We start from the raw sequence: 24,903 nt of genomic DNA, 5'->3' as shown, positions 1-24,903 counted from the left end.
ACCGGATGAAAATTAGTAACCTTGTGGGTTGTTAGATTGCCAATTCCAAGTATCGGCCGTCATTTCAGCAACGCTGCGTGTTGCTTTCCAACCAAGCTCACGCTCTGCCTTGTCTGTGCTCGCCCAACATTCGGCGATATCACCTGGACGACGCGGGCACAATTCGTAAGGCACAGGTTTACCGCAGGCGGCACCGAAAGCTTCCACCATTTCAAGTACGCTAGAACCTTTACCAGTCCCTAGATTGTATGTGTGCAAGCCCGCTTTCTGCCCCACAGCTTTCAGTGCCGCAATGTGGCCATCAGCCAGGTCCATTACATGGACGTAATCACGCACACCTGTACCGTCCGGCGTTGGGTAGTCGTTACCAAATACGGAGAGCTTTTCACGACGACCAACCGCGACTTGTGCAATAAACGGCATCAAGTTGTTTGGAATGCCTTGCGGGTCTTCGCCCATGGTGCCTGATGGATGCGCGCCAACAGGATTAAAGTAGCGCAGTAAAGTGATGCTCCAATCGCTTTCAGCATTGAACAAATCACTCAAACACGCTTCCACCATGTATTTACTGCGACCGTATGGGTTAGTGGTTGCACCTGTTGGTGAGTCTTCTGTGATCGGAACGATTTCTGGATCGCCGTAGACGGTTGCAGAGGAACTGAATACGATGCTCTTCACACCCGCTTTACGCATACTACGCGCCAACACCAATGAGCCATTGACATTGTTATCGTAATATTCCAATGGCTTGACGACTGACTCACCTACCGCTTTCAGACCTGCAAAGTGAATGACCGCTTGGATATCATGCTCAGCGAATACCGAATTCAAAAACGCTTCATCACGAATATCGCCTTGATAAAACGTTGGCTGTTTGCCAGTTAGCGCTTCAATACGGCTCAATACTTCTGTTTTGGCGTTACACAAGTTATCGACAATGATGGGCTCCATGCCCGCCTCAATCATCTGAACGCATGTGTGACTGCCGATGTAACCCATACCACCTGTGACAAGTACTCTCACTTTTGCTTCTCCGTTGTTGCTGCTTCCTGCTCGGTACCGGACCTGATGCTCACTGAGCCTGCGTTATTCACACCAAGTCGATACGCCCAATTCTTCAATGGTTAAAAGTCTATCAACCAACACCGATTCAGGTCCGTGATCAAACTCAAATTAGTGTAAACGTTACCATAAAATAAAAAGAAAAATTTTAAGTTTTTTGTAAAAAAAATGGGCACAACCAGGCTAATTCACGAGAATTTAACAGTAATCACACGCAAATGACAAAATATAACTTACATAGCATCCAAAAATCGCCTCGAATATTGTAATCGTTACCACTAGGGTTAACTGTCTGAAACTGCCAAGTGTCGTTTGAAGCAACTACTCGGAGCACCGCTGACTCTTCGTAGTTACAACGCACAAGTTGTGGGGACGTCACGATTAACGTGTTAAAAAACTTACAAGGCTAGGTATGCTCGAAACTCAGTATATTGTTTAAAAACAGGCTATTTAGATACCATTACTCTTAAACTAAATTCGGCAACGAAGTCAGTAGCCTATGAGGCAGCTATAATCGGCGGCCTCTTTCCACTTCTTGCGAGATCCATATTGTTTCTGGTGATCCAAGGCAATTCCTACCAGTTCCATTCAGGAACAGACCAACAACGTTTGTCGGAGGACAATAAGTTCGATCGGAAACGTGCCTTTTCAAGCGATTCGTAGGCTATAAAAAGCTAAAGTTTGATCATTTTTAAGGAGCATTGCTACCAGAATCACTGTGGAAATGACAATAAAGTCTGATCAATCTCTAGCAAGCTTCTGGACAAAAGTAAGTCTCAATAATGAAAATATTAGCAAATTACGAATTAGCGCAAGCATGGAAAGCCGCTAGATTGAGAGACTTGATTTGGATTAGATAGAGTAACGATTCACCCATTCGCTATATGACTACGTTACTTCCGATAACATGTAAGTCTAAACTTGTCGCAGTACATTGAAAGTAAAAATAACCTCGCATATCATGCTACACACATAATAATAGCGTTGCTTATTTGCATTGGGAGCACAAGTTGCAAGTTGTTGGTAGCAGATGGTTTAAAGTTGATTTTCATTGTCATTCTCCTGCCTCGGATGACTTTCCTAGGTCTGACAAGTCACTTACCTGTACTAGCCGTGAATGGCTCCTTAGTCAAATGTCCAATGAAGTGGATTGCGTCGTATTGAGTGACCACAATACGGGTGCTGGTCTAGATACCATTCGAGCTGAACTAGATGCGCTCAAAGCTGAGTCCGATTCTGGTGTGAGTAATGGGTATCGGGACATTGTTATTATGCCTGCAGTGGAGCTCACAGCAGCGGGGAACGTGCATGTTCTTGCTATCTTGCATGACGATGCTACGTCCTCAACCATTAGTGAACTGGTGGGTAGTTGCGGTCTTCCTTCCACCCAAGGCAAGAATCATTCATTGGAACTGACATATGGTACACGCGGGATTGTTGAGGCTATCCATGGCTTTTCTACACCTGCTTTGGCCATTCTCGCGCACGTAGACATGCATAAAGGAATTTTCAAGAATTCCAATCAGGGGTCAGTAAGCAGTGTTTTTGATGCAAATCCTGACGCTATAGAGCTAATTGGAGAGGTTGATGATCTCGAAACCTATCAGAAGAAGCTCATCGAGGATCTTGCTTGGGTAAAAGGGTCTGACGCGCATTCTATTGATGAGATGGGTCAGGGCTACACTTGGGTTAAGATGATAAAACCTTCTTTTGAAGGGTTAAAAGTCGCACTGTCGGATCCCAAGCACTGTATAAAACGCGGACCTAAACAGCCACCAGTGATCCCATCGCAGCAAATCACCAAGTTAACGTTAAAGACCAAGATGTGCCAAGATGTCGGTGGTAACCCCATTAACATTGACCTAAGCCCATGGTATACCTCAATTGTAGGGAGCCGTGGTTCAGGTAAGTCAACGTTGATAGAAGCGATGCGCTTGAGTCTCCGTCGTGATGAAAACCTTCCTCAGATACAACAAAGCAATATAGATGCATTCAAAAAAGCGGGCCCGGATGGAGCTATGTCAACTGACTCCTTCATCGAGCTTGAGTACCGTAAAGGCCAAGAGAAATACAAGCTGACATGGTCACCGACAAATACTTATTTTCATCACTTTAATAAGGGAAGTGGGCAGTGGGAGGAAGAAGAAACCTTTAATACATCGCGCTTTCCAGTCTCAATTTACTCGCAAAAAATGTTGTATGAAATGGCGACTAAACCGAACTCATTTCTACGTGTAATCGATGAGAGTGAAACGGTAAATTATGCTAAGTGGGAACAAGAAAAAATCAATCTTGAAACTAAATACAAACAATACTGTTCTGACGAGCGTGAAGCCCTGCGATCTATCGAAAACCTAACAATCACTAAAGGCCAACTACAAGACGTTGATCGTAAGCTTCAAACCTTGAAGGAGGCCGGATTAGAGTCACTTCAACAGACGCTTGCTAACGATAAGGAAGAGTTAAGCAAAGCTGAAGGCAGTAAGCAGAAAGTGGATGACTTAATCGAGAAGCTTGAAAGTGCCTGCGCGGAGAGTACCAAAGCAGATATTGACGCTCCTGAGTCTGATTTAGGTAAGTGGCAACTAGAGGTGAATGAAATTCACGACACCTTGAGTGCTGCAGTGCTCGCATTAATTGAAGAGTCAAAGGCAAAACTGGCTAGTTCACTTGAACAAAGTTATGTTCAGACGCTCAAGCTTAGAATTTCTGAGAATACTGATGAGTTAAACACTAAGGTATCTGAATTAAACAACGCGAGCATTGACCATAAAGAGCTGAGTGTTCTTATGGACTCGCAAGCGGAGTTGCAGCTGGTTCTAAATAACGAGCAAGGTTTGAAGGACGAACTTGCTTTGGTTCAAGCAAACAAAGCTGAGGTATACGAGAAACTTGTCACTCATAGGAAGAATCTTACCACAGCTCGTAATCAGTTCATTGCTGATCTCGGTTTAGGGGAACTGAAAATCAAAGTGCTTCCTCTGGCATGTTCGAGTGACCGGTTAGTCAAGAGTTACCAGGCAGCCTCGGGGATAGAAAGATTCGAAAGTCACATTTTTGATGAAGGTACTCCGAATAGCTTGTTGTACGATCTAAACAAAGTAAACAAATTCAACCCTAAAAGTGCGGAGCAGCGATATTCTGAGCTGACTAAACTTAAGAATTTTCATATCGCTTGCGTCAAAAAGGAAGCGAATAGTGACTATGCAGCGATACACGGCTCACTAAGAACTCGATTGGGACAGCTGCAGGATGAAAGGTTGGATGATTTACATTGTTGGTTTCCTGACGACGGTCTGCAAATTCAGTTCCAAGACTCGATTGGTGAATTTCGTCAATTAGAAAGGGCGTCACCGGGCCAAAAATCTGCGTCTATGTTGTCGTTTTTGATGTCATATGGCGAAGACCCGCTTATCCTCGATCAACCTGAAGATGACTTGGATTGCGCTATGCTTGCCAGCTCTGTAATCCCTGCGATCTCAAATAATAAGAAACGTAGACAATTAGTAGTCGTAACTCACTCTGCGCCAATAGTTGTGAACGGGGATGCTGAGCTAGTAGTAGGGATGAAGCAGCAAGCTCAAAGGTTAGAGCCTCATATATCTGGAGGGCTTCAGGAAGAGGCGGTCAAAGCGTTTATATGTTTCCAAATGGAAGGTGGTGAAAAAGCCTTTAGAACTAGATTCAAACGCATCATCGGTTAGATAAAGCAAACTACAAAGCTCAGCTAAATGTTGAGCTTTTTAGTTCCAATCGTTTAGCTCTAACAGCGAATGAATATGAAATGCAGTTCTGCGGCTATTGAGCCGCATTAGTTTTAGTACGAAAAACGCACGCACCTAAATTTTGTGGAGTATTTGTTCTAACAAGCTTTGGGGCGTGCGACGTGAGGTCGTATGAAGCGCTGTTCACCGCTCAACGAGTGAACCATTTGTATCACCAAATGAACCTAGGAGCCTGAATAAAGTAGCGGCTCTGACAATGTAACGAAGGTTGGTATTTGCCAATCGGGATTGAAATCGTGAGAGGATGATCCTCCTGATAACCACATAAATCGGGTTAGTGCTAGGTAGTCAGCATGATGAACATACGTGAATCCGTCCAAGGTGCGTTATGTTATGAAACAGCGGAAGTGGTTAATACGCTGTAGCCAAAAGGCATGAGAGTCGGAAAGAGATTGCCCCATGCTCTTTCGTGATCATTGAACTCTCCGCACCATAGCGGGCATCTAAACTGACATTGCGCGACATACGGAACACGGTAAGCCTGTATCACTCCCTCTGGGAAAGCCTTTGTGGCCGATAGTGATGCAGGTAGAGGATGTTGGAGAAAGCGAACGCTGCATTGTAACGATGCAGATACAGATCCCTATCTGGCACGAAAGTGAGCTGACTTCCGACAGGTCTTCCGTTGCAAGAGAATTTGAAGAACTTTATTCAAGGAGAAATGCAAATGATGATTTCAAAAGAGATTAGTGCCTCTCCTGACAGTGCTCAGTGGCAATCCATAAACTGGAAAGCCGTTGAATCCCATGTTTTAAAGCTTCAGATGCGTATTGCAAAGGCAACGAGAGATTGTAAACACGGCAAAGCGAAAGCGTTGCAGTGGATACTAACTCACTCGCGTTCGGCAAAACTTCTTGCTGTTAAGCGGGTATCACAAAACAAAGGCAGTAAAACGCCTGGAATAGACGGCGTCATCTGGAACACGGATACGCGCCGCATGAAAGCAGTCAATCAACTGAGTAGAAAAGCTTATCAAGCCAAACCGCTCAAGCGTATCTACATCCCCAAGAAAAACGGTAAGCTCAGACCACTTGGTATCCCCTGCATGGTCGATAGAGCGCAGCAAGCACTTCATCTTCTTGCACTAGAGCCAGTATCAGAAACACTTGCCGATCCTAACAGCTATGGATTTAGACCAAACCGCAGCACTGCCGATGCAGTCGCGCAGTGCTTCAAGTGTTTAGCTCTAAAACGATCCGCTGAATGGGTTCTTGAGGGAGACATCAAATCTTGTTTCGATAAGATCGGACATCAATGGCTTATTAATAACATTGCCATAGATAAACGTATGTTGGAACAATGGTTAAAGTCTGGTTTTATGGACAAAGGGCTGTTCTATCGCACTGATGAGGGAACACCACAAGGTGGGGTCATATCTCCGACCTTGATGCTAATGACGCTTGCAGGACTTGAGCAACGCATAAAGTCTACCGCACTCAAAAAGGGTGCTAGAGCCAACTTTATTGGATACGCCGACGATTTCGTCGTCACTTGCGCTTCAAAGGAAGTGCTGGAGAACGATATCAAACCGTTGATTGCTGACTTCTTAGCAGAAAGAGGCTTAACACTCTCCGAAGAGAAAACGCACATTACCCATATCAGCCGTGGTTTTGATTTCTTAGGTTTTAATCATAGGAAGTACAAAGGGAAATTGCTCATTAAACCGAGCAAATCCAACACACTGCTGTTCTTGAGTAACTTGCGCGAACTCATCAAAAAGCACGCAACTATCCCCGTTAACGATTTAATCAAGTTGATAAATCCGAAACTCAGGGGCTGGTCGAATTACTATCGACACTGCGTGGCTAAACAGATATTCGGATATATAGGTCACAAGCTATTCCATGCGTTATGGCTCTGGGCTAAAAGGCGTCATCCGACTAAGTCTAGAACTTGGATCGCCCTTAAATACTTCATCAACCGTCAAGGTCAATGGCAGTTTCACGGTTGGCAGAAGATCATGAATATGGATTGCCAGTTCAATCTGTTTCAAATAGCCAAAGTGCCGATAGAGAGACATGTGAAAATCAGGAGTGCCGCAACGCCTTTTGACCCTCAATACCAAGAATACTTGGCAAAGAGAAAATCAAAGAAGCAATGCCGTAACTCTTGGCATGAGCCAGCTCTCACTGCTTTATAAGTTGCTGGGTGCCAATCGGTGCCTTCGTGAAGGCTTGAGCCTAGTGCGGTGAAAGTTGCACGCTGGGTTCTTAGAGGGGCGACACTTGGTAACAGGTGTCGTCTACTCGACATAGGCTTGTTACAGCGGCCGAGGACGCAATTACTAAGTATTTCTTATGCGCTGGAAAGCAACCGAGAAGGATATCTTCCTAGTTGCCTGCACGGAATGGGGTATTTTTGAGTTAGAAGTATTTTGGTTAAGTAATAACGAGGTGTTCAAGGTAAAGTGTGTAACTGGCGACCCGCTCCCACCAATACTTAGCTTAGCGAAGAGCATTGGTGGGATTCATTTATAGTATTTTCAACACTTCCATCGCTAGCAGTTCATCGTCTTGTTCGGCTAGGCCACTTATGCCAATAGCTCCAATGACCTTACCCTCAAACTCTATTGGAACACCACCCATGAAACCGGTGATCTTAGGATCCGTCCAGTAACTTAATTGCTTACCTGTTTCGCGAGCCCAAGCACCTAGATTGCCACTTGGTTGACGGTCTCTAGACGAAGTATAAGCTTTATTCTGAGCCAATAATCCAGCTTGTACACTCACATCATCCATTCGCGCGAAACCTAATAATTCACCATGCGTATCTACGACGGCGACAGCAATGTTTTGCTTGCGCTGAGTTGCTATTTCAAGCGCGGTCTGAATCAGTGCCTGAACTTGTATGTATTTCATTCTTCTCTCCTACGGGATCTCATGACCAAGACTTTTCTCTAATAGTCCATACCAGTGGTTGCGCGATAATGTGACATTCTCCACTTGTGCACACGCTCGAATGCGCGGTGCATTTGCTGTACCAATAACTGGTTGAATTTGACTTGGGTGACGCGTAAGAAATGCTAAGACAATCGCCTCAGATGACACACCATATTCCGCAGCCAGTGACATGACCACCTCAGCCGTTTGTCTCGTGTTGTGATCATCAGAGTGCAAACCACGCTCAGAAAAGCGACCTTGCGCCATGCTACCCCATGCTTGCAGTTGGATATCGTGTTTTCGCGCTTGCTCTAACGTACCCGATACATAATCTGACGCCGTCGAAGAAAGACCAATGCCCTGTTTAATGAAATCAGATTTGGCGAGACTCATTTCCAATTGATTAGCAACGATGGATTCCCCCGTCGCTTGTTGAAGCAGCTCAATTTGCGCACCATTCATGTTCGACACACCAAAGTGGTTTACTTTGCCCGATTCCTTAAGTGCTCTAAGTGCTGTGCCAAGTTCTTCAAACTCAACCAAAGGATCAGGGCGATGCAGCATTAATACATCAAGATGCTCAACGCCAAGTCTTTCAAGAATGCCATTGACAGAAGTCCTTACCCATTGAGCAGAAAAATCATATTGCTTAACACCTTGCTCATCACCAAGACGAATACCGCACTTGGATTGCAGATAGATTCGATCGCGCAGCGTTGGCTCTTTCGCCAATATGCGCCCAAAGACTTGCTCTGCCTTACCAAATTTATAAATATCCGCATGGTCAAATAAATTGATACCAACCTCTAATGCGGCTTCCACAGCGGCATGAGACTGTTGTTCATCTTGCATCGTTAATGGATTGCGACTCCATTCTCCCCCTAACCCCATGCAACCAAAAACTAATCGACTAACGTTAGGTAAGGTTTTTGTGAGTGGTAGTGTTTGATTGTTCATTATTTTTCTCACGGCAGATTTCAATGCAAGACATATTACCGTTCGTAATAAATAGTTTAATACCGTAAAATAGAATTCATTATCTTAAATAACGAACAATCAAAATGTCGGATTACAAAAGAATAGAGAAGTTAATGCTGTTTGCCGAAGTGGCTCAAACACTGAATTTTTCAAGGTCGGCTGAGCAGCTTGGTATTTCCAAAAGTTACCTCTCTGAGCAAATCAAACGATTGGAATCTGAACTTGCAACCACATTAATGGTTCGTACCACTCGCAGCGTTAGGCTAACGCCAGAAGGTGAATCGATCTTTGCTCAAGCAGAAGACCTAAAACGTCGCGTAATAGAAATGGAAAAGCGCCTAAGTCGACAGTCGGAGCAGGTTGACGGTTTGATTCGCGTGACCGCCCCTAAGATGTTTGCCGAAGCGGTGTTGCACGATTTATGTGTAAAGTTTCGAGCTTTGCATCCAAACGTGAACTTCGAAATCCTATCAAGTTACCAAGCTTTTAACCTGACAGAAACAAGCGTTGATTTTGCGTTTCGAGCCACAAGAATGCCCCCTGAGAACATGATTGCTTATCATCTATTGGACTACCATCACTGGCTTGTCGCCTCACCGCAATATTTGACTGAGAACGGTACACCTAAAACTCTAGACGATTTGAAACAACATCAATGCTTGACCACTTTACACCAAAGAGAATGGCCTTTAAAAACGGGGACAGTTCAAGCGAAAGGTTGGCTCTCAAGCAATGAAAACGGATTATTAAAAGAGTCTGCTTTAGCTGGCAAGGGCATAACGAGATTAGCAAGCTATTTTGTTCAGCAAGAAGTTGAACAAGGCCACTTGAAACAAGTACTGGCCTCAGAGACTGACCACCAACACAATGCGGTGTACCTGGTCTACCCGCAACTTATCTATCAGTCCGCCAAAACCAAAGCGTTTATTAAGTTCGTTAAACAATACTTCGGTTACTACAATGTAGAGAACGAAGGAAAAAACCGTTGATATTTTTATTGTTTTGCTTCGTGGATGTAAAGGCGGGAAAATTTTTAGGTTTAGCCGAACATCGTTTGAGGCAGCTGTTATAAACCGACATCCAAAAAACGTTTCAAGACGAAATATTGCAAATATGAAAAAAGCCTGCAAATAATGCAGGCTTTTTAATGTGATGTTTGTAACAACTTGCATAAAAAAGGCAAGCAATCAAAGACTTGAAAGTCATTTTGCAACAGTCCTTTGCATAAAATTGCAACATAAAGCTGCATAATCTACGGCAAAAAAAACCTCTGGTGTTGTAATAGTGGATTCCATATACATTTCGGGGCAGAGCTTGTCACAGTTACTTCGGACGCAACAACTAAAGAGTTGCTTTGAGTTGAAAACAACTGGTAAGGGTTTCTTACTTGTTGCCAGCAGGAAATGGAGCATATAACGTGTTTGAACTACCACTTTAAAAAGCTTCGGCGCTATCTTAAAAAGTATATCGAAGCCTGATGTTAGTTCCACAAGCTTGAATTGCTCCTCTTGAGCACATTTTGCTCTGACAGGCTATTCGGTGAAGAGCCGAAACAAAAACAAGCACAAAATAGTGATTTAAATCACAATTAAGAGTTATTTTCTGCAGTTCCCCTCAATGTTCCCCCAAGAGGTAGCGTCAAGAAAAAAGAACTTATAAAACAGTATCTTATAGTAAAACCGAGAATCCCTCTTGAACAGTTTGTTAGGTTTTGGGCTTATTCTCCCAATGAACCCCAATCTGTTAGATTTAATTGCTTGCGCCTAATGTAGTAGAAGGTTGCCATAACTAAGCCAAACAATGCGCCCGTAAGTAACGAGATATAAACTGCTTCTAAGACTGGTTTGCCTAGCTCGTTCCACACAAGAAACCATTGGAAGATTCCCCAAACAGGAGCAAAGAAAGCCACACAAAGCATAACGTTTGCAAAAAAGCTCTGATAATAAGGCGGCGGAAAACACATTCCAAGTTTACGTAACAACTTTACAAGTGGAGGATTGTAGTTCGACTTCCAAACACCTTTGTCACTTAATTCTTTGTGCGCAAGTTGTAGCTTCGTTTCATAATCCATGATCCAAAATCCTCGAATTCGATGTCTCCCGCGGAGAAACCTAACGCCCAATTAAGGTGTGAAGCGCGCAACCACGATACTTAACCTAACCACCGTAAACTCTGAACTCAACCCAAACCAAAAATGCCAAGCGTGCTGAATCACTCTTAAATTGTTTGTTATACGATTGCTACCTCGTAAGCCAAAAATTCTCACTTACGGGGTTACCTTGAGCATCTTCCCATGTCAATTTAGCTTCATACTTCAAGGGGCTTTGCATGTGAAACGCAGCATTGAGTTTTACACGTGAATTTGGCTTCATTTCTGGGTGAGGTAGTTTATGCTCAACATCGTACAAGGGGTTTTCTGAGCAGTTTACTAACTCCAGATTCAGGTTATATGCAGTACCTTGACCTGTATTTGTGATATAGAAAAAACTGTTTTTTCCTAACCTTTGTATTGTCACATTAAACTTAGGAAGATTTTTAGCTTTGTTTTCTTCTTCTAAGTTTTTGAGCTGAACTTTCGATAGTTCAGCTGTGACTCGTTCAAGCTCCAACTGTTCTTGGGCTATTTTTCGAGTACGAACCAAAGAGACTAGCGACACAACAATAGCCAATAGCGAAGTCAGTAAAGTAAGTAATTCGTATTGACTCATTTGAAACGACCTTTAAACGTTTTTTTTAGCATCTTATCTAATTCAGCTTTAATTTCAGGAATAACAACTTCTTTTGCTTGCTCAATTCCAATTTCTTTCAGATCACCAAGCATGATCTCGAAATTACAATTAGCACATTTCACGAAATCATCATCTTTGACATCTTCAGGCTGTTCAAACTCAGTATGTCCACATTCAGGACATTTGATACTAATATGATCTGTTTTCAGCATGCTTGCCTCCTAAATCGTATAACGCCCTGTTAAGGTGTGAGCAACGCAATACCCAAGCTCCCGCATACCACCTTAACCACTAAAACCAACGCATTGTAAAAATGCCATGCGTTGTGAATCACTCTTAAACAGTTTGTTATGTACCGCCTCAAAACAAGGCACTTTCAATTTGGAACCATTGCTCCATAAAAGGGATAAAGTCCCTTTGAGGTATGAACTTCTGTGCTGCTGTATTATTTTTTAAAAATACTTCCTCCAAAGCCCACACATGGTGGTCGGCGTAAACAGCCCACGCCTTTGCTCCATCGTTAAGCTCTAATCGGGATAGAGGCTTGACAGACAGATAGCCTTTTAACAAAGCTAATGACCTATGAAGCTCCAAATCGAACATAAACATGCATGCTCTCGCCAACTCATAACCAGGAGGCATGTTTTGCACTAAATCCCAGTCGATCACGTCGCTTACTGTGCAATTAGAATCAAAAGAGACATTGAAATGATGAAAGTCGCCGTGGATTAATTGCCTGCTTGTTAACGGGGTATATGAGTGCGCAGCTTCTGAGCTAGCTAGATAATCACGCTGTTGCTTTACTCTTCGTAGCACCGAGCTATTCGTATCAAACTCACTATTGGCTTCAATAGTGGCGACTATGTTTTGTAGTCTATCGACCCAAGCACTTTTACCCCAAGATAGCTCAATTGTTGGAAAGTCGTTTCCAACCACAGAAGCGAGTTGAACATGCAGGTCAGCAAGGGCTTTTCCCAGCTGAAAAGCATGAGACTCAGACAGAGCACTTTTTTCGATTAACGTTCCTTTTGCTTCAGGAAATAGAGCATAAAACTCATCACCTATTTTACAAAAGGAGTGGTGATCGCGCGTCAAAACAGGGGCAATTATAGTATTCAAATTTTTCGATAGCTTTCTCAGTAGCTCATGTTCTAACTTGATCTTAGCAACATTGCGAACACTATATTTTCTAAGATAATAAGTCTCTGAGGATTGGATACGAAAAACATGATTCGTCGCACCAGCTGATTGACGTTTTATACTAGCGCCAGAACCAATCTGACTCCAGTTTTCACCAACCTCACGAACAAAACCACTCATAATTCCAGTTACCTCTTAGGTACATAACGCCCTGTTAAGGGGTGAGCAACGCAATACCGAAGCCGCCGCATACCACCTTAATCACTAAAACCAACGCATAGTAAAAATGCCACGCGTTGCGAATCCCTCTTGAACAGTTTGTTAGGGCGCAGAGCCTATTGATACACGCTGACTTCTATTAAGTTTTTATCAAGATCCAAAAAATAGACCGATTGGATTGCACCAACGGCTCCTGATTTTTCGACTGGACCCTCTATGATTTTGACATTTTCTTTAACTAAATGGTTTACCACTGATGTCAACGACCAATCTGAAATTAAGCAAACATCACCCGAACCAACATTAGCTACATTTCGCGGTTCTTGGCCAAGAAGCTGAAAGTTAATCTTTTGATTTCCGAACGTTACAGCCTTACGGCCATTGGCAAAAGTTACCTCTTCCATGCACAAAACCCGTTTATAAAAGTCCACTGATTTTTCTATGTCGGAGACTGTGAGAACAATATGATCTATGTGATGAATCATCATTTTACTCCTTGTGCCCTAACGCCCAATTAAGGTGTGAGGCATGCAATACCAATGTTTCCGCATGCCACCTTAACCACTAAAACTAACGCATAGTAAAAATGCCACGCGTGCCGAATCACTCTTAAATTGTTTGTTATATTTTTATTACAACGCTACTAAAGTTTTCTAATTAAATCTTGGATTTTGTCAGGGTCTAAGTAGTTTGGATTTACTTTATCACCAACAATAAAACCGTCCGAAAAAATCTTACCTAACTCTTCCACTGATTTTTCATTTAAAGTGCTCGGGTATATCCGCTTATATGCATTCAATGTTGCCCTGAGCTTGAAGTTAGTAGATTTAGCCAATTCAATACTTATGTTCTCACCTGAATTAAATGTTGGTATAAATATCTCAAGTAAGTTGTTTTTTAACTCTATTTTAAGTTTCCTACGACTTGACCACTTTTCAAAGAGAAACCCTAAGAAAAATGTAAAAATCCCCGGCAACCAGCTATTCATGAAGTTCAATAGCGAAACTGTTCCCCAATTAATATCATTAACTATCGTAATCACCTTGCATCTCTCATTTCGTACACCATTTAGCTAAGATAGTGAGGAATCAAATAAAATATAACGCCTTGCTAAGGTGTGAGTAACGCAATACAAAAGCTACCGCACAGAGCCTTAATCACGATAAGCCACCGCATAGTAAAAATGCCACGCGTTACGAATCACTCTTAAGCAATTTGTTAGTACATGCGCCACTTCTATTTATGCGCTCCAAGATATTGAAAAGTGACATAATATGAAAGGCTTTGAACACTGAAGTGAGACGGGCAGCTACAAAACTTTATCCCGATTGAAAGACGAAAGTTGGCTAGAAGAAAAACGCACTAAACTGCCCTGCTTTCACTGGCTTCAAATTAGAAAAGGATTCTTTCCTCGTACTTCAACAGCCACACCAAAAGTAATCAAGGTTTTCTCAAAAGCCAGCACGAAAATGAAGAAGCGCCAAAGAAATAGGCTGAGAGTTAGAAACCGTAAACGGTGAAATCAAAGCGAACACTCCGCATATAGTGCCACCGGAAAGATCGTGAAAGGCACTAACTGAAAGGTGTAAAGATGAGCGCCAAAAAAGATAAACACCAAAACTTATGACCTTTGATGTCAAACCCGTACTAACGCCCAATTAAGGGGTGAGTAACGCAACACCGATGCCACCGCAAACCACCTTAATCACTAAAATCAACGCATAGTAAAAATGCCACGCGTTGCGAATCCCTCTTGAATTGTTTGTTAGTGCGCTGCCCTTTAACCTTTTTGGACACACCAAGATATTGAAATATAGCACGAACTTGTTGGCTTAATGCACAGAAGCGAAACGCACAACTGCCAAACTCGAGCCCACTCTCAAAACGCAAGTTGGCACGAAGAAAAACACTCAAAAACGCCCTATTTTCACCGTTTTAAATTAGCAAAGAAGACGAGCTTAGAACTCCGACAACCGCGCCAGAAATACGCAAATTTTGACCAAAAATTTTCAACGCAAAAGAAACCACACCAAAGAAATAGCCCGCGAGTGAGAAACCGTAAACGGTGAAACCACAGCAAGCACTCCGCATATAGTGCCACCGGAAAGAACGTGAAAGGTACAAACTGAAAGGTGTAAAAACGAGCGCAAAAAAAGATAAACACCAAAACTGATGACCTTTGATGTCAAACCCGTACTAACGCCCTGTTAAGGTGTGAGCAACGCAATACCAAAGCCGCCGCATACCACCTTAAACGATAAACGCAACGCATAGTAAAAATGCCACGCGTTGCGAATCACTCTTAAACAGTTTGTTAGCTTTATTTTAGAGAAGGTCTCTTGAAAAATTGACCACATTATCTCCAAATACACTTATAGCATCGTTTCGTAGTGATTTAATGAGCAACCTCAGTTCAATCAGATCGTTACCGTAGTCTGATATTTCATCCTCATCGTCAGAGTTCTCACAAACATGTGCCCATTGCTTTTCCAATGACTCCAAACCTTCTAGGACTAATTTCATATCCGAAGATGCTAAATCTAAAGTTATCCGTCTCAAACTACTTTACCCTCTTTTTTAAACACCCTTGTTGCTTTCAAAGCCATCTCTTCCAGTAACCCCTTATACTTATCTAAAGGCATATTTGTGACAGGTGCGATACCGTAATGATGTGGCTTATCGTTTACAAGCTTTAGCCCCTGAGGAGGGCGCGTGTTGGGTGGAAACCTCCAAACCCAACCCGTCATATTAGATTGGTTAATCCCAGTCTTGTCAAACACACTGATCCCCTTTCCATTAGCAATAATTACCGTTATACCGTTTAACTGCATCGTGTCCACATCCCTAGCTCTCACATGCGATAGCTTGGGAGTTTCCTTATTACCAATCCTAAATAGTTCTTCGGGTAAGATGTAAAAATCTTTCGGAAACATAATTAACTCCAGATGAAACAAAACCTGAACATTAATTACGAACTAACAAGTGACCTAATTGTCGATATTAAATATACGATGGAGTTAAAACTCGTGTGTAATAGCCATGAAAGCTAACGCCCTGTTAAGGTGTGAGCAACGCAATACCGAAGCTCCCGCATACCACCTTAACCACTAAAACCCACGCATAGTAAAAATGCCACGCGTTGCGAATCACTCTTAAACAGTTTGTTAGTCGCGAAGCACCGAGCGACAATTTTAAGCCGAACTAAACTTTGCGAACAACAAACTTTATGTGCTTTGATGCATTTAAGTCAGGCGTAGTCTCAAAGCGGCTACTCAATGAAACCACTTGGAACAAACAACGCCGCAGAAAACGAACTGACAACACCAAAAGGCGCTTTTGAAAAGCTAATCTCACAGTGCGGACTTTCAACGAAGTCACTGAAACCACGTGGAATTTACAACACCAGAGAAAACGTCATTTCAGCGATTAAATCGGCTATTGTACCGACAAACTCACCGAGCGGAGTTACAACCAAAAATAGACTCTCGATTGCCCTACTCTATAAGCACCAAAGAACAAAACAACCGCTAGGACAGGTACAAACTTTGGACTTAAAACAGCTAGAACTAAGCTCTGATGATCTACGATTAATCGGTGTACCAAGCAAACAGCTGCAAAATTTTAAGCTCATAAACATGATTTTGATTGCTAGCTTTTTCTGGCGACTAACGCCCTGCTAAGGGGTGAACAACGCAATACCGAAGCCGCTGCATACCACCTTAATCACTAAAATCAACGCATAGTAAAAATGCCACGCGTTGTGAATCCCTCTTGAGCAGTTTGTTAGTTTGCAGACCCAAAGGGTTGATTTTACGTTATTTTAAACTTTGCGAACAACAAACTTTATGTACTTTGATGCACTTAAGTCAGGCGTAGTCTCAAAGCGGCGAGTCAATGAAACCACTTGGAACAAACAACGCCGCAGAAAACGAACTCACAACACCAAAAAGCACTTTTGGAAAACCAATCTAACAATGCGGACTTTCAACAAAGTCACTGAAACCACGTGAACTTACCACACCAGAGAAAACGTCCTTGCAGCGAGTAAATCGGCTTTTGCACCAACAAACTCAACGAGCAGAGTTTCAGCAAAAAAGTTCGACTCAGTTACCAAAAAAGTCACAGCACCAAAGAACAAATCAACCGCTGAAACGATGCCAATTTAGGATTTTTACCACGCTGATTAACACTGAAATTAAATGCCGATACGACATGAGCTTTTACCGCTAGATCTTGCAATATAGCTACGTTTTTCCTCTTGCAAACTAACGCCGCGTTAAGTGGTGAGCAACGCTACCACCTGACCTAAACCACTGTGCCGTAAACACTAAAGCTGAATCAAACCGAAAATGCCAAGCGTTGGGAATCCGCCTTGAACGCTTTGTTATGTGTTTGAACTTAAAGAGATCTCCATTTCAACCAACCCTTTTACTTCAGATGTTCTAACGAAGCCCTTGGACTCATACAGGCTGATTGCTGGATTTTCACAAAACGAGCTTAATAGACTTTCTTTTAAGCGCATGTCTAATAACTAGTTCGAGACACTTAGCCCCAATTCCTCTGCCCTGAAACTCAGGCAAAATTTGAGAGTCTTTCAAGAAGGTAGTATCGCCACTATAACTAAAACGGAGAACACCAACACGATCTTGGTTTAGATGGACTTCGTAATTAACTAACTCTTCCCAACTACTTAGAAACTGATTTTGATCCCAGATGATCCCACGAGTTTGATAATAGCTTGCCATATTTGACTTGGTTAAAGATTCTGCGAATAAGGAGTCACTACCTACTTTTAGCTGTACTTCCATATATTTTTCCCTGGCTACACATAACGCCAAATTAAGGTGTGAACAACGCCACCACCTTACCTAACGCATTGTGCCATAAACACTAAACCGGCTTGAAGTGAAAGCGCCGAGCGTTGTGAATCACTCTTAAATTTATTGTTATGCATATCGTGCCACATCAGAGGAATGTACAATTAAACTGTTGACCCGTCTATAAGACTAGGGTTCAAGATGCACATTCGGTCAAACAACGGAGCAAATATGCTAACTGTCACTCAAATCGCAAAACAGTTCGGAGTTTCTCGTACCACTATTTTGTACTACGAAAAAGAAGAACTACTGATACCGGCTTGTCGTTCTGAGAATGGATACCGCTGGTATGGTGAGAAAGAGATTGAACGATTAGAAGCGATTACCTCCTATCGTTCGTACGGGCTGTCAGTTTCTAGTATTCGCACGTTATTAGACCGTAATGGAGAGTCTCAAGCCCAAATATTGAAAGACCACTTCAATGAACTGGAAAGAGAAGTCCAAACCCTACGAGCACAGCAAAAGGCTGTGGTTGTATTGCTTCAAGAACCAAGTCTATTTGAGGAAAATATTGTGAATAAAGAACGCTGGGTCGAAATCATGGTTGCCGCTGGATTCACTGAAACCGATATGGTCAAGTGGCATCAAAAGTTTGAAGAACTAGAGCCTAATGAACACCAGAAATTCCTTGAATCTCTCGGCATTTCTCGTGACGAAATCACTAAGATTCGAGCTCTATAGAGTGAAAATAGCCTCAAGGAAGAGGCTAATATGCATAACGCCTTGTTAAGGTGTGAGGCACGCAATACCGAAGCTGCCGCATACCACCTTAATCACTAAAACCAACGCATAGTAAAAATGCCACGCGTGCCGAATCACTCTTGAACAATTTGTTATACGATTTCTCACAGCGAGCGTTGAAACAGACCTTTTTGGGCTTTGAAACCTAATTTTTCAAACAGAGCTTTAGACCGAAAGTTACCTTCATCAATGTCTGCATACAATTTTTCAATGCCCACAGATTTTGCGTGAGAAAATAATAAACTGAGAGCTTCCAACATATAGCCTTGTCGCCAATATGCTGAATTAAGTAAGCATCCAACCTCACATGAACGACCACAATCACTAAAACTATGTAAACCGCAAGTTCCAATAACTTTGTTGGTCGATTGCTCTAAAACTGCCCATTCCAGTGATTCACCCGACTTTTCTAATTGGACGACGCTTTCTAGCATCTGAAATATCAAATCTTTCGATGGAAAAACCGGATCTGAGGCAAATTCCATTGTTTGAACATCACCATAAATCTCAAACAAGTCTTCAGAATCTTCCATTTGAATTGACCTCAATACAACCCTACTTCCGTGTAAATCAGGCTTCATTTTTCTCCTTAATCGTATAACGCCGCGTTAAGTGGTGAACAACGCGACCACCAAACCTAAATCATTGTGCCGTAAACACTAAAGCTGATTCAAACTAAAAATGCCAAGCGTTGTGAATCCGTCTTAAACGCTTTGTTATGCGTATTCTCCCACACGTACAAGATTGAGATTTTCACTCGCTGCTGGAGCTTCAAAATACTGGGTCACATGATGAAATACAGCCTCTGTGTCAAACTTAGCTCTTTCTGGTTGTTCAACTCGGCGTTTAGCAGCTTGGGATAAACATTGCTCATCTGTTAAGTCTAAATACCAAAGCTCATGCTCACTACCTACTTCGACGCACAATGCTACGAACCAAGCTCTTTGCTTAATAGTATTCGCTGGAAAATCCATGACAACGTTAACCCCAACATTTAGCAAGTTTTGAACATGACTTTTAATGAAAGGCTTTATGAGGTTTGAGTACTTAATGTAATCGTCAAACGTTTGAATTTGTGAGGGATAATGAGCTGACAACCAATCATCTTCTGAAATTAGGACTGCACTATTTTCAGCAGCAATAACCTTAGATTTAGTTGATTTACCTGCTCCCATCTTGCCACAGAAGAAGAACAGTTTTCCCTGATTTTCCATGTTTCCTCCATTTACGCATAACGCCCTGCTAAGGGGTGAGCAACGCAATACCGAAGCCGCCGCATACCACCTTAATTACTTAAACCAACGCATAGTGAAAATGCTACGCGTTGCGAATCCCTCTTGAGCAGTTTGTTAGTTTGCAAACCCAAAGCGTTGATTTTACGTTGCTTTAAACTTTGCAAACCATAAACTCTATGTATTTTGATGCAATTAAGTCAGGCGCAGTCTCAAAGCGGCTATTCAATGAAACCACGTGGAACAAACAACGCCGCAGAAAACGAACTCACAACACCAAAAAGTGCTTTTGGAAAACCAATCTCACAATGCGGACTTTCAACAAAGTTACTGAAACCAAGTGAACTTTCCACACCAGAGAAGACGCCATTTCAGCGAGTAAATCGGCTTTTGTACCAACAAACTCAACGAGCAGAGTTTCAGCAAAAAAGTTCAACTCAGTTAACCCAAAAGTCGCCGCACCAAAGAACAAATCAACCGTTGAAACAATGCCAATTTTGGGTTTTCACCACGCTAGTTAACACTGAAATTGAATGCCGATATGACAATTTGGACTTTGAGCTTTTACCACTAGATCTTGCGATATAGCTGCGTTTTTCTCTTGCAAACTAACGCCCTGTTAAGGGGTGAGCAACGCAATACCGAAGCTGCTGCATACCACCTTAATCACTTAAACTAACGCATAGTGAAAATGCCACGCGTTGCGAATCCCTCTTGAACAGTTTGTTATACGATGCCTCACAGCAAGCGCTGAAACTGACCGTTTTTAGCTTTGAAGCCCAGTTTGTTAAACAAAGCTTGAGACCTAAAGTTACCCTCATCAATATCGGCAGACAATTTTTCAATGCCCAAAGATTTAGCATGAGAGAATAATAAACTAAGAGCTTCCGACATATACCCTTGTCGCCAGTACGATGAATTTAGTAAGCACCCGACCTCACAGGAATCACCGCTATCACTAAAGCTATGTAAGCCGCAGGTTCCAATAACTTTGCTTGTCGCTTGCTCCATAACAGCCCATTCAAACGATTCACCTGATTTCTCTAGTCGGACGACGCTTTCTAGCATCTGAACTACCATATCTTCCGATGTGAAAACTGGGTCTGAAGCAAATTCCATTGTTTGAATGTCACCATAAATTTCAAACAAATCATCAGAATCATTCGTTTGAATTGACCTCAAAACAATTCTACTTCCGTGTAAATCAGGCTTCATTTTTCTCCTTAATCGTATAACGCCGCGTTAAGTAGTGAGCAACGCCTCCACCTAACCTAAACCATTACATCGTAAACACAAAACTCAACTTGAACTGAGATTGCCACGCGTTGCGAATCTGCCTTAAACGCTTTGTTAGCCTTTTACTCGTTTAATGAGAAGACTTGTCCATGAACAGACTTATAATTGATACGTAGTTCCAGTGAGTTGATGCTTTCTTCAAGACCACTGACTTCAGCCCAGTCTTTTGCCGGAAAATTCACGGATAGTAAACGTATCCTCTGATTATGAGCGATAGCATAGCCTTTAGATAACTCGGTGTAGTTAAATGCGTCTGACCTGTCGCCGAATAATGCCGTAAGAGCATCTCTAGCGCTATAGTTTTTATCACCAAGCGCTATATCAAACGTTTCAATAAACGCAGGTCCTAACCCATTATTTATTAGATAAATTTCAATGCGCCCTACACCATTATTAAAAAAACGTTCCGTGAATAGATCTAAGTGGGGTTTTAGAGATATACGATTCTGGCGACGCTGACTGCTGGCTTGGTAAACTGTTAAAAACAATGCACATAAAGCAATAATTTCAGATGCGTATTTGCTTAGTATTTCCATAACTTCCCATATTAAACTTAAAGGCTAACGCCCAATTAAGGGGTGAGCAACGCTACCACCCAACCTAAAGCATTGTACCGTAACCACTAAAGTTGAAGTAGAAACAAAAGTGCCAAGCGTTGGGAATCCCTCTTAAATTGTTTGTTATGTTTTACCACAAATCACTGATTTACTTGGCAAAGAACTGCTTTGTTGAACGCATTTCAAGAAGTGAATCACAAGCTCGTTCTCACTTGGCCGCTAAATGCACGAAACACCAAGCGCGTAAGTCCACTTCCCTGCCCAATGAGGCAACCCGAGTTAGCTTCAACAAGCGCCCTCTCTTTCCAACCAAAGCGCAGAACAATGGCAAATTGCCGAGGCAACTGCCAAATTGAAATGCTGCTTGGCAAAAAAAATAAAAGCGACTTTGAGCCAGTGAAATTTGTAACCAGCCGCCACGACCTGCAAATGAAGCAACCCGCGAACTTTGACATGTTTTACGGCCTGAGAAATTCACGAATTTAGGCCGATAATGCGGATTTGCTGAGACAACTCGGACGAACTGCCAAAGGGGCAAAGAACTGAGATCGAAGAATTTTTAAGCCTTTGAAATACAAGTAAACATAACGCCCTGCTAAGGGGTGAGCAATGCACTACAAAAGCTACCGCAAACCGCCTTAATCACAAAACCCACCGCATGCTGAAAATGCCACGCATTGCGAATCCCGCTTAAGCAGTTTGTTAGCTTAAATTTCAGCACCTTAGATTTGCCAAAACTGAGATTAACCCGATTTGGGAAACCAACAAACCGCTTGAGTTTTAAAACCCGAATTGACTCAAACTTTGTGGCCGTTCATGCGCTTTGAAAACCAGTAAATTTTGAGAACTCATTTTCGGCAAACTCAAAGCAAATGCAAAGCTTCCAAAGCGACTTTGCGCCAAACTGGCTAACCTCGCGCAACCCTAAAACTCAATTGAGGCAACCGCTCAAAACTCGCATTGGCAAACAATGTTGATTTGCCGAAAAGCCTGAACGAATTGTCGATGGAAGAAAGAAAAAACCACAAACAACTGATTTTATTTGTTTTAAGCTAACGCCTTGCTAAGGTGTGAGTAACGCAATACAAAAGCTACCGCATAGCGCCCTAATCACCCTAAGCCACCGCATAGTAAAAATGCCACGCGTTACGAATCACTCTTAAGCAATTTGTTAGTACATGCGCTACTTCTATTTGTGCGCTCCAAGATATTGAAAAGTAGCATGATATGAAAGGCTTTGAGCACTGAAGTGAGACGGGCAGCTACAAAAGTTAAACTCGATTGAAAAACGAAAGTTGGCTAGAAGAAAAACGCACTGAACTGCCCTACTTTCACTGGCTTCAAATTAGAAAAGGATTCGGTCCTAGTACTCCGACGACAGCATCAATTACAACCAAGGTTCTCTCAAAAGCCACCACGAAAACGAAGAAGCGCCAAAGAAATAGGCTAAAAGTTAGAAGCCGTAAACGGTGAAATCAAAGCGAACACTCCGCATATAGTGCCACCGGATAGATCGTGAAAGGCACTAACTGAAAGGTGTAAATTCGAGCGCCCAAACAGATAAACACCAGAACTTGTGACCTTTGATGTCAACCCCGTACTAACGCCCTGTTAAGGTGTGAGCAACGTAATACCGATGCCACCGCATACCACCTGAATCACTAAAACCAACGCATAGTGAAAATGCCACGCGTTGCGAATCACTCTTAAACAGTTTGTTAGGCAAATTGTAACTTTAAGACCTATATTCACCTACGAACGAAAAATTCTGTCTATGATCAGAACTTTTGTTTGAGCACAACAACTTAACGCCAACCTTCAGGTCAAACCGACACTCATCTCCAAATTCTTCCATAATAGGCGTGGATGCCCCATCACCTTCCGGGGTTTTATACTTAATCACAAATTGACCTGACTCCCGTTGATATGCATAGGCTGGAACGGACCACTCTTCTTCCTGACCATTCATTTTTGTGAAAATGCCAACATATGAATCAGTCATTTTGCTACTACACCCTGCTACTGCAAGACTTATTAATAATAAGATTAGTTTTTCGTTCATAGCATCCTCCGTTTAGGTTCGTCGGAGCATATATTAAAGCGAAGAACATAATTAACTGCTTAGGTAACATAAGGTTGCGCTTTTTGCCTAACGCCCTGCTAAGGGGTGAACAACGCAATACCGAAGCTGCTGCAACCACCTTAATCCCTAAATTCAACGCATAGTAGAAATGCCACGTGTTGTGAATCCCTCTTGAGCAGTTTGTTAGTCGCGAGGCACCGAGCGACAATTTTAAGCCGAACTAAACTTTGCGAACAACAAACTTTATGTGCTTTGATGCATTTAAGTCAGGCGTAGTCTCAAAGCGGCTACTCAATGAAACCACTTAGAACAAACAACGCCGTAGAAAACGGACTGACAACACCAAAAAGCGCTTTTGGAAAGCCAATCTCACAGTGCGGACTTTCAACAAAGTCACTGAAACCACGTGAACTTACCACACCAGAGAAAACGTCATTTCAGCGAGTAAATTGGCTTTTGTACCAACAAACTCACCGAGCGGAGTTGCAAGCAAAAATAGACTCTCGATTGCCCTATTCTGTCAGCACCAAAGAACAAAACAACCGCTAGGACACTTGCCAAACTTTAGGCTAAAAACAGCAGAAACTGAGTTTTGACCATCGACGATGAACTTGTGCGCTAAACAAGCAACTGCCAGATTTTGAGCTTAGAAACATGATTTTGATTACTAGCTTTTTCTGGCGACTAACGCCGCATTAAGGGGTGAACAACGCCACCACCCAACCTAAACCATTGTGCCGAAAACACTACGGCCAATTCAAACCAAAACTGCCAAGCGTTGTGAATCCCCCTTAAATGCTTTGTTATACGCGGGCTTCCGACCAAACTGCGAACTCATTACCACTTGGTTCTAGAAAATGAAAACGGCAACCGCCAGGAAATTCGAATATAGGACGAATGATTTCACCACCACTTTGAGCGACTTTCTTTAGAGTGCCTTCAATGTCAGAGCTGTAGAATACTAAAAGTGCTCCACCGGTATTAGTTTGGTTGCAGCAATCAGCTTTGAAGAAACCACCGTCTAATCCCTGATTTGAAAAAGCTGTATATTCAGGTCCGTAGTCGACAAACTCCCAACCGAAAACTGAAGAGAAGAATGATTTTGTCGACTCTAAGTCTTTTGCGCCAAACTCAACATAATTAAGTTTTTCATGCTGATTCATTTCCTTGCTCCTTGTTGATTGTCCTGATAAGCGTATAACGCCGCATTAAGGTGTGAGCAACGCTACCACGAAACTTAACCAAACCACCGTAAACACAAAACCCAACGATAGAATGAAAAATGCCATGCGTTGGGAATCACTCTTAAATGCTTTGTTAACCCT

At 42.5% G+C, this 24,903-nt stretch carries 21 protein-coding genes and 3 pseudogenes; 7 read left to right on the top strand and 17 right to left on the bottom strand.

The genetic code is table 11. The features are described from left to right. Window positions 1-12: 12 nt before the first annotated feature. Window positions 13-1,023, bottom strand: coding sequence for a UDP-glucose 4-epimerase GalE (galE, locus tag OO778_RS06745; protein ID WP_118120991.1), 1,011 nt, complete (start codon window positions 1,021-1,023; stop codon window positions 13-15). A 327-nt stretch (window positions 1,024-1,350) separates the two neighbouring features. On the opposite strand from galE, the pseudogene OO778_RS06740 reads away from it, so the two are divergent. The 3 genes and pseudogenes from OO778_RS06740 to ltrA all read left to right on the top strand — a co-directional run. Continuing rightward, window positions 1,351-1,501, top strand: a pseudogene (locus OO778_RS06740) (IS5/IS1182 family transposase); the annotation flags it as partial. Window positions 1,502-2,054: 553 nt separating this feature from the next. Beyond that, window positions 2,055-4,766: an anti-phage protein Ppl gene (ppl, locus tag OO778_RS06735; protein ID WP_345945920.1), complete on the top strand. Its 2,712-nt coding sequence runs from the start codon at window positions 2,055-2,057 to the stop codon at window positions 4,764-4,766. Window positions 4,767-5,514: 748 nt separating this feature from the next. Then, complete coding sequence (gene ltrA / locus OO778_RS06730; protein ID WP_264911108.1) at window positions 5,515-6,987, top strand: group II intron reverse transcriptase/maturase; 1,473 nt, start codon at window positions 5,515-5,517, stop codon at window positions 6,985-6,987. A 331-nt stretch (window positions 6,988-7,318) separates the two neighbouring features. On the opposite strand, the gene OO778_RS06725 is transcribed toward ltrA, so the two are convergent. Beyond that, entirely contained in the window at window positions 7,319-7,705 is a 387-nt protein-coding gene (locus OO778_RS06725; protein WP_264911106.1) for a heme-binding protein, read from the bottom strand. 9 nt (window positions 7,706-7,714) lie between these two features. Further along, window positions 7,715-8,683, bottom strand: a complete 969-nt coding sequence (locus OO778_RS06720; protein WP_264911104.1) for an aldo/keto reductase — start codon at window positions 8,681-8,683, stop codon at window positions 7,715-7,717. 104 nt (window positions 8,684-8,787) lie between these two features. Between OO778_RS06720 and OO778_RS06715 the strand changes: the two genes are divergently transcribed. Continuing rightward, window positions 8,788-9,693, top strand: coding sequence for a LysR family transcriptional regulator (locus OO778_RS06715; RefSeq protein ID WP_264911102.1), 906 nt, complete (start codon window positions 8,788-8,790; stop codon window positions 9,691-9,693). A 728-nt stretch (window positions 9,694-10,421) separates the two neighbouring features. Here the strand turns inward: OO778_RS06715 and OO778_RS06710 are convergent. From OO778_RS06710 to OO778_RS06645, 7 genes are all read right to left on the bottom strand, one after another. Beyond that, complete coding sequence (locus tag OO778_RS06710) at window positions 10,422-10,775, bottom strand: DUF6404 family protein (RefSeq protein ID WP_264911100.1); 354 nt, start codon at window positions 10,773-10,775, stop codon at window positions 10,422-10,424. Window positions 10,776-10,944: 169 nt separating this feature from the next. Beyond that, window positions 10,945-11,412: a hypothetical protein gene (locus OO778_RS06700; RefSeq protein WP_264911099.1), complete on the bottom strand. Its 468-nt coding sequence runs from the start codon at window positions 11,410-11,412 to the stop codon at window positions 10,945-10,947. Further along, the gene (locus OO778_RS06695; RefSeq protein WP_175248412.1) at window positions 11,409-11,645 is read right to left on the bottom strand and encodes a hypothetical protein; all 237 of its coding nucleotides are present in this window, start codon (window positions 11,643-11,645) and stop codon (window positions 11,409-11,411) included. The genes OO778_RS06700 and OO778_RS06695 overlap by 4 nt, the downstream gene beginning before the upstream one ends. A 148-nt stretch (window positions 11,646-11,793) precedes the next feature. Next, window positions 11,794-12,753, bottom strand: a complete 960-nt coding sequence (locus OO778_RS06685; protein WP_264911097.1) for a phosphotransferase — start codon at window positions 12,751-12,753, stop codon at window positions 11,794-11,796. 155 nt (window positions 12,754-12,908) lie between these two features. Then, window positions 12,909-13,280 (bottom strand): VOC family protein, encoded by a 372-nt coding sequence (locus OO778_RS06675; protein ID WP_197710236.1) that lies wholly within the window; start codon window positions 13,278-13,280, stop codon window positions 12,909-12,911. Between the two features lie 155 nt (window positions 13,281-13,435). Beyond that, complete coding sequence (locus tag OO778_RS06665) at window positions 13,436-13,834, bottom strand: hypothetical protein (protein WP_258673220.1); 399 nt, start codon at window positions 13,832-13,834, stop codon at window positions 13,436-13,438. Window positions 13,835-15,347: 1,513 nt separating this feature from the next. Beyond that, complete coding sequence (locus tag OO778_RS06645) at window positions 15,348-15,725, bottom strand: hypothetical protein (RefSeq protein ID WP_025506701.1); 378 nt, start codon at window positions 15,723-15,725, stop codon at window positions 15,348-15,350. A gap of 342 nt (window positions 15,726-16,067) precedes the next feature. Between OO778_RS06645 and OO778_RS06635 the strand changes: the two genes are divergently transcribed. Then, on the top strand, window positions 16,068-16,472 hold the full coding sequence (locus tag OO778_RS06635) for a hypothetical protein (RefSeq protein WP_264911089.1): 405 nt from the start codon (window positions 16,068-16,070) through the stop codon (window positions 16,470-16,472). 704 nt (window positions 16,473-17,176) lie between these two features. Here OO778_RS06635 and OO778_RS06625 read toward each other — a convergent pair. Beyond that, window positions 17,177-17,600: pseudogene (locus tag OO778_RS06625) on the bottom strand (GNAT family N-acetyltransferase). A gap of 240 nt (window positions 17,601-17,840) precedes the next feature. Here OO778_RS06625 and OO778_RS06620 point away from each other — a divergent pair. After that, the gene (locus tag OO778_RS06620; protein WP_264911088.1) at window positions 17,841-18,350 is read left to right on the top strand and encodes a MerR family transcriptional regulator; all 510 of its coding nucleotides are present in this window, start codon (window positions 17,841-17,843) and stop codon (window positions 18,348-18,350) included. Window positions 18,351-18,514: 164 nt separating this feature from the next. Here OO778_RS06620 and OO778_RS06610 read toward each other — a convergent pair whose 3' ends face one another. The 5 genes from OO778_RS06610 to OO778_RS06570 all read right to left on the bottom strand — a co-directional run bounded on the left by OO778_RS06610 (window position 18,515) and on the right by OO778_RS06570 (window position 23,557). Then, window positions 18,515-18,991 carry a GNAT family N-acetyltransferase gene (locus OO778_RS06610; protein WP_024699537.1) on the bottom strand — a complete coding sequence of 159 codons (477 nt, stop codon included), beginning with the start codon at window positions 18,989-18,991 and terminating at the stop codon, window positions 18,515-18,517. 135 nt (window positions 18,992-19,126) lie between these two features. Next, window positions 19,127-19,624, bottom strand: coding sequence for an ATP-binding protein (locus OO778_RS06605; protein WP_264911086.1), 498 nt, complete (start codon window positions 19,622-19,624; stop codon window positions 19,127-19,129). Between the two features lie 756 nt (window positions 19,625-20,380). Beyond that, window positions 20,381-20,857: a GNAT family N-acetyltransferase gene (locus tag OO778_RS06595; RefSeq protein ID WP_057619450.1), complete on the bottom strand. Its 477-nt coding sequence runs from the start codon at window positions 20,855-20,857 to the stop codon at window positions 20,381-20,383. A gap of 143 nt (window positions 20,858-21,000) precedes the next feature. Continuing rightward, the gene (locus OO778_RS06590; RefSeq protein WP_264911083.1) at window positions 21,001-21,474 is read right to left on the bottom strand and encodes a hypothetical protein; all 474 of its coding nucleotides are present in this window, start codon (window positions 21,472-21,474) and stop codon (window positions 21,001-21,003) included. A 1,756-nt stretch (window positions 21,475-23,230) separates the two neighbouring features. Then, complete coding sequence (locus tag OO778_RS06570) at window positions 23,231-23,557, bottom strand: hypothetical protein (RefSeq protein WP_264911079.1); 327 nt, start codon at window positions 23,555-23,557, stop codon at window positions 23,231-23,233. 315 nt (window positions 23,558-23,872) lie between these two features. Here OO778_RS06570 and OO778_RS06560 point away from each other — a divergent pair. After that, window positions 23,873-24,174: pseudogene (locus OO778_RS06560) on the top strand (hypothetical protein). A 207-nt stretch (window positions 24,175-24,381) separates the two neighbouring features. On the opposite strand, the gene OO778_RS06555 reads toward OO778_RS06560, so the two are convergent. Continuing rightward, window positions 24,382-24,741: a VOC family protein gene (locus OO778_RS06555; RefSeq protein WP_025542660.1), complete on the bottom strand. Its 360-nt coding sequence runs from the start codon at window positions 24,739-24,741 to the stop codon at window positions 24,382-24,384. Window positions 24,742-24,903 lie beyond the last annotated feature (162 nt).

This window comes from Vibrio sp. STUT-A16 (assembly GCF_026000495.1).
GTDB classification, from domain to species: domain Bacteria; phylum Pseudomonadota; class Gammaproteobacteria; order Enterobacterales; family Vibrionaceae; genus Vibrio; species Vibrio diabolicus.
This window is presented reverse-complemented; position numbering and strand designations above follow the sequence as displayed.

Excerpts from the sequence above, each read along its gene's own strand:
- ltrA (WP_264911108.1), top strand. The coding sequence starts at position 5,515 with ATGATGATTTCAAAAGAGATTAGTGCCTCTCCTGACAGTGCTCAGTGG.
- OO778_RS06635 (WP_264911089.1), top strand. The coding sequence starts at position 16,068 with ATGAAACCACTTGGAACAAACAACGCCGCAGAAAACGAACTGACAACA.
- OO778_RS06720 (WP_264911104.1), bottom strand. The coding sequence starts at position 8,683 with ATGAACAATCAAACACTACCACTCACAAAAACCTTACCTAACGTTAGT.
- OO778_RS06555 (WP_025542660.1), bottom strand. The coding sequence starts at position 24,741 with ATGAATCAGCATGAAAAACTTAATTATGTTGAGTTTGGCGCAAAAGAC.
- OO778_RS06595 (WP_057619450.1), bottom strand. The coding sequence starts at position 20,857 with ATGAAGCCTGATTTACACGGAAGTAGAATTGTTTTGAGGTCAATTCAA.
- OO778_RS06645 (WP_025506701.1), bottom strand. The coding sequence starts at position 15,725 with ATGTTTCCGAAAGATTTTTACATCTTACCCGAAGAACTATTTAGGATT.
- OO778_RS06610 (WP_024699537.1), bottom strand. The coding sequence starts at position 18,991 with ATGAAGCCTGATTTACACGGAAGTAGGGTTGTATTGAGGTCAATTCAA.
- OO778_RS06590 (WP_264911083.1), bottom strand. The coding sequence starts at position 21,474 with ATGGAAATACTAAGCAAATACGCATCTGAAATTATTGCTTTATGTGCA.
- OO778_RS06715 (WP_264911102.1), top strand. The coding sequence starts at position 8,788 with ATGTCGGATTACAAAAGAATAGAGAAGTTAATGCTGTTTGCCGAAGTG.
- OO778_RS06570 (WP_264911079.1), bottom strand. The coding sequence starts at position 23,557 with ATGAACGAAAAACTAATCTTATTATTAATAAGTCTTGCAGTAGCAGGG.
- OO778_RS06620 (WP_264911088.1), top strand. The coding sequence starts at position 17,841 with ATGCTAACTGTCACTCAAATCGCAAAACAGTTCGGAGTTTCTCGTACC.
- OO778_RS06675 (WP_197710236.1), bottom strand. The coding sequence starts at position 13,280 with ATGATGATTCATCACATAGATCATATTGTTCTCACAGTCTCCGACATA.
- OO778_RS06700 (WP_264911099.1), bottom strand. The coding sequence starts at position 11,412 with ATGAGTCAATACGAATTACTTACTTTACTGACTTCGCTATTGGCTATT.
- OO778_RS06695 (WP_175248412.1), bottom strand. The coding sequence starts at position 11,645 with ATGCTGAAAACAGATCATATTAGTATCAAATGTCCTGAATGTGGACAT.
- OO778_RS06605 (WP_264911086.1), bottom strand. The coding sequence starts at position 19,624 with ATGGAAAATCAGGGAAAACTGTTCTTCTTCTGTGGCAAGATGGGAGCA.
- OO778_RS06685 (WP_264911097.1), bottom strand. The coding sequence starts at position 12,753 with ATGAGTGGTTTTGTTCGTGAGGTTGGTGAAAACTGGAGTCAGATTGGT.
- OO778_RS06725 (WP_264911106.1), bottom strand. The coding sequence starts at position 7,705 with ATGAAATACATACAAGTTCAGGCACTGATTCAGACCGCGCTTGAAATA.
- OO778_RS06710 (WP_264911100.1), bottom strand. The coding sequence starts at position 10,775 with ATGGATTATGAAACGAAGCTACAACTTGCGCACAAAGAATTAAGTGAC.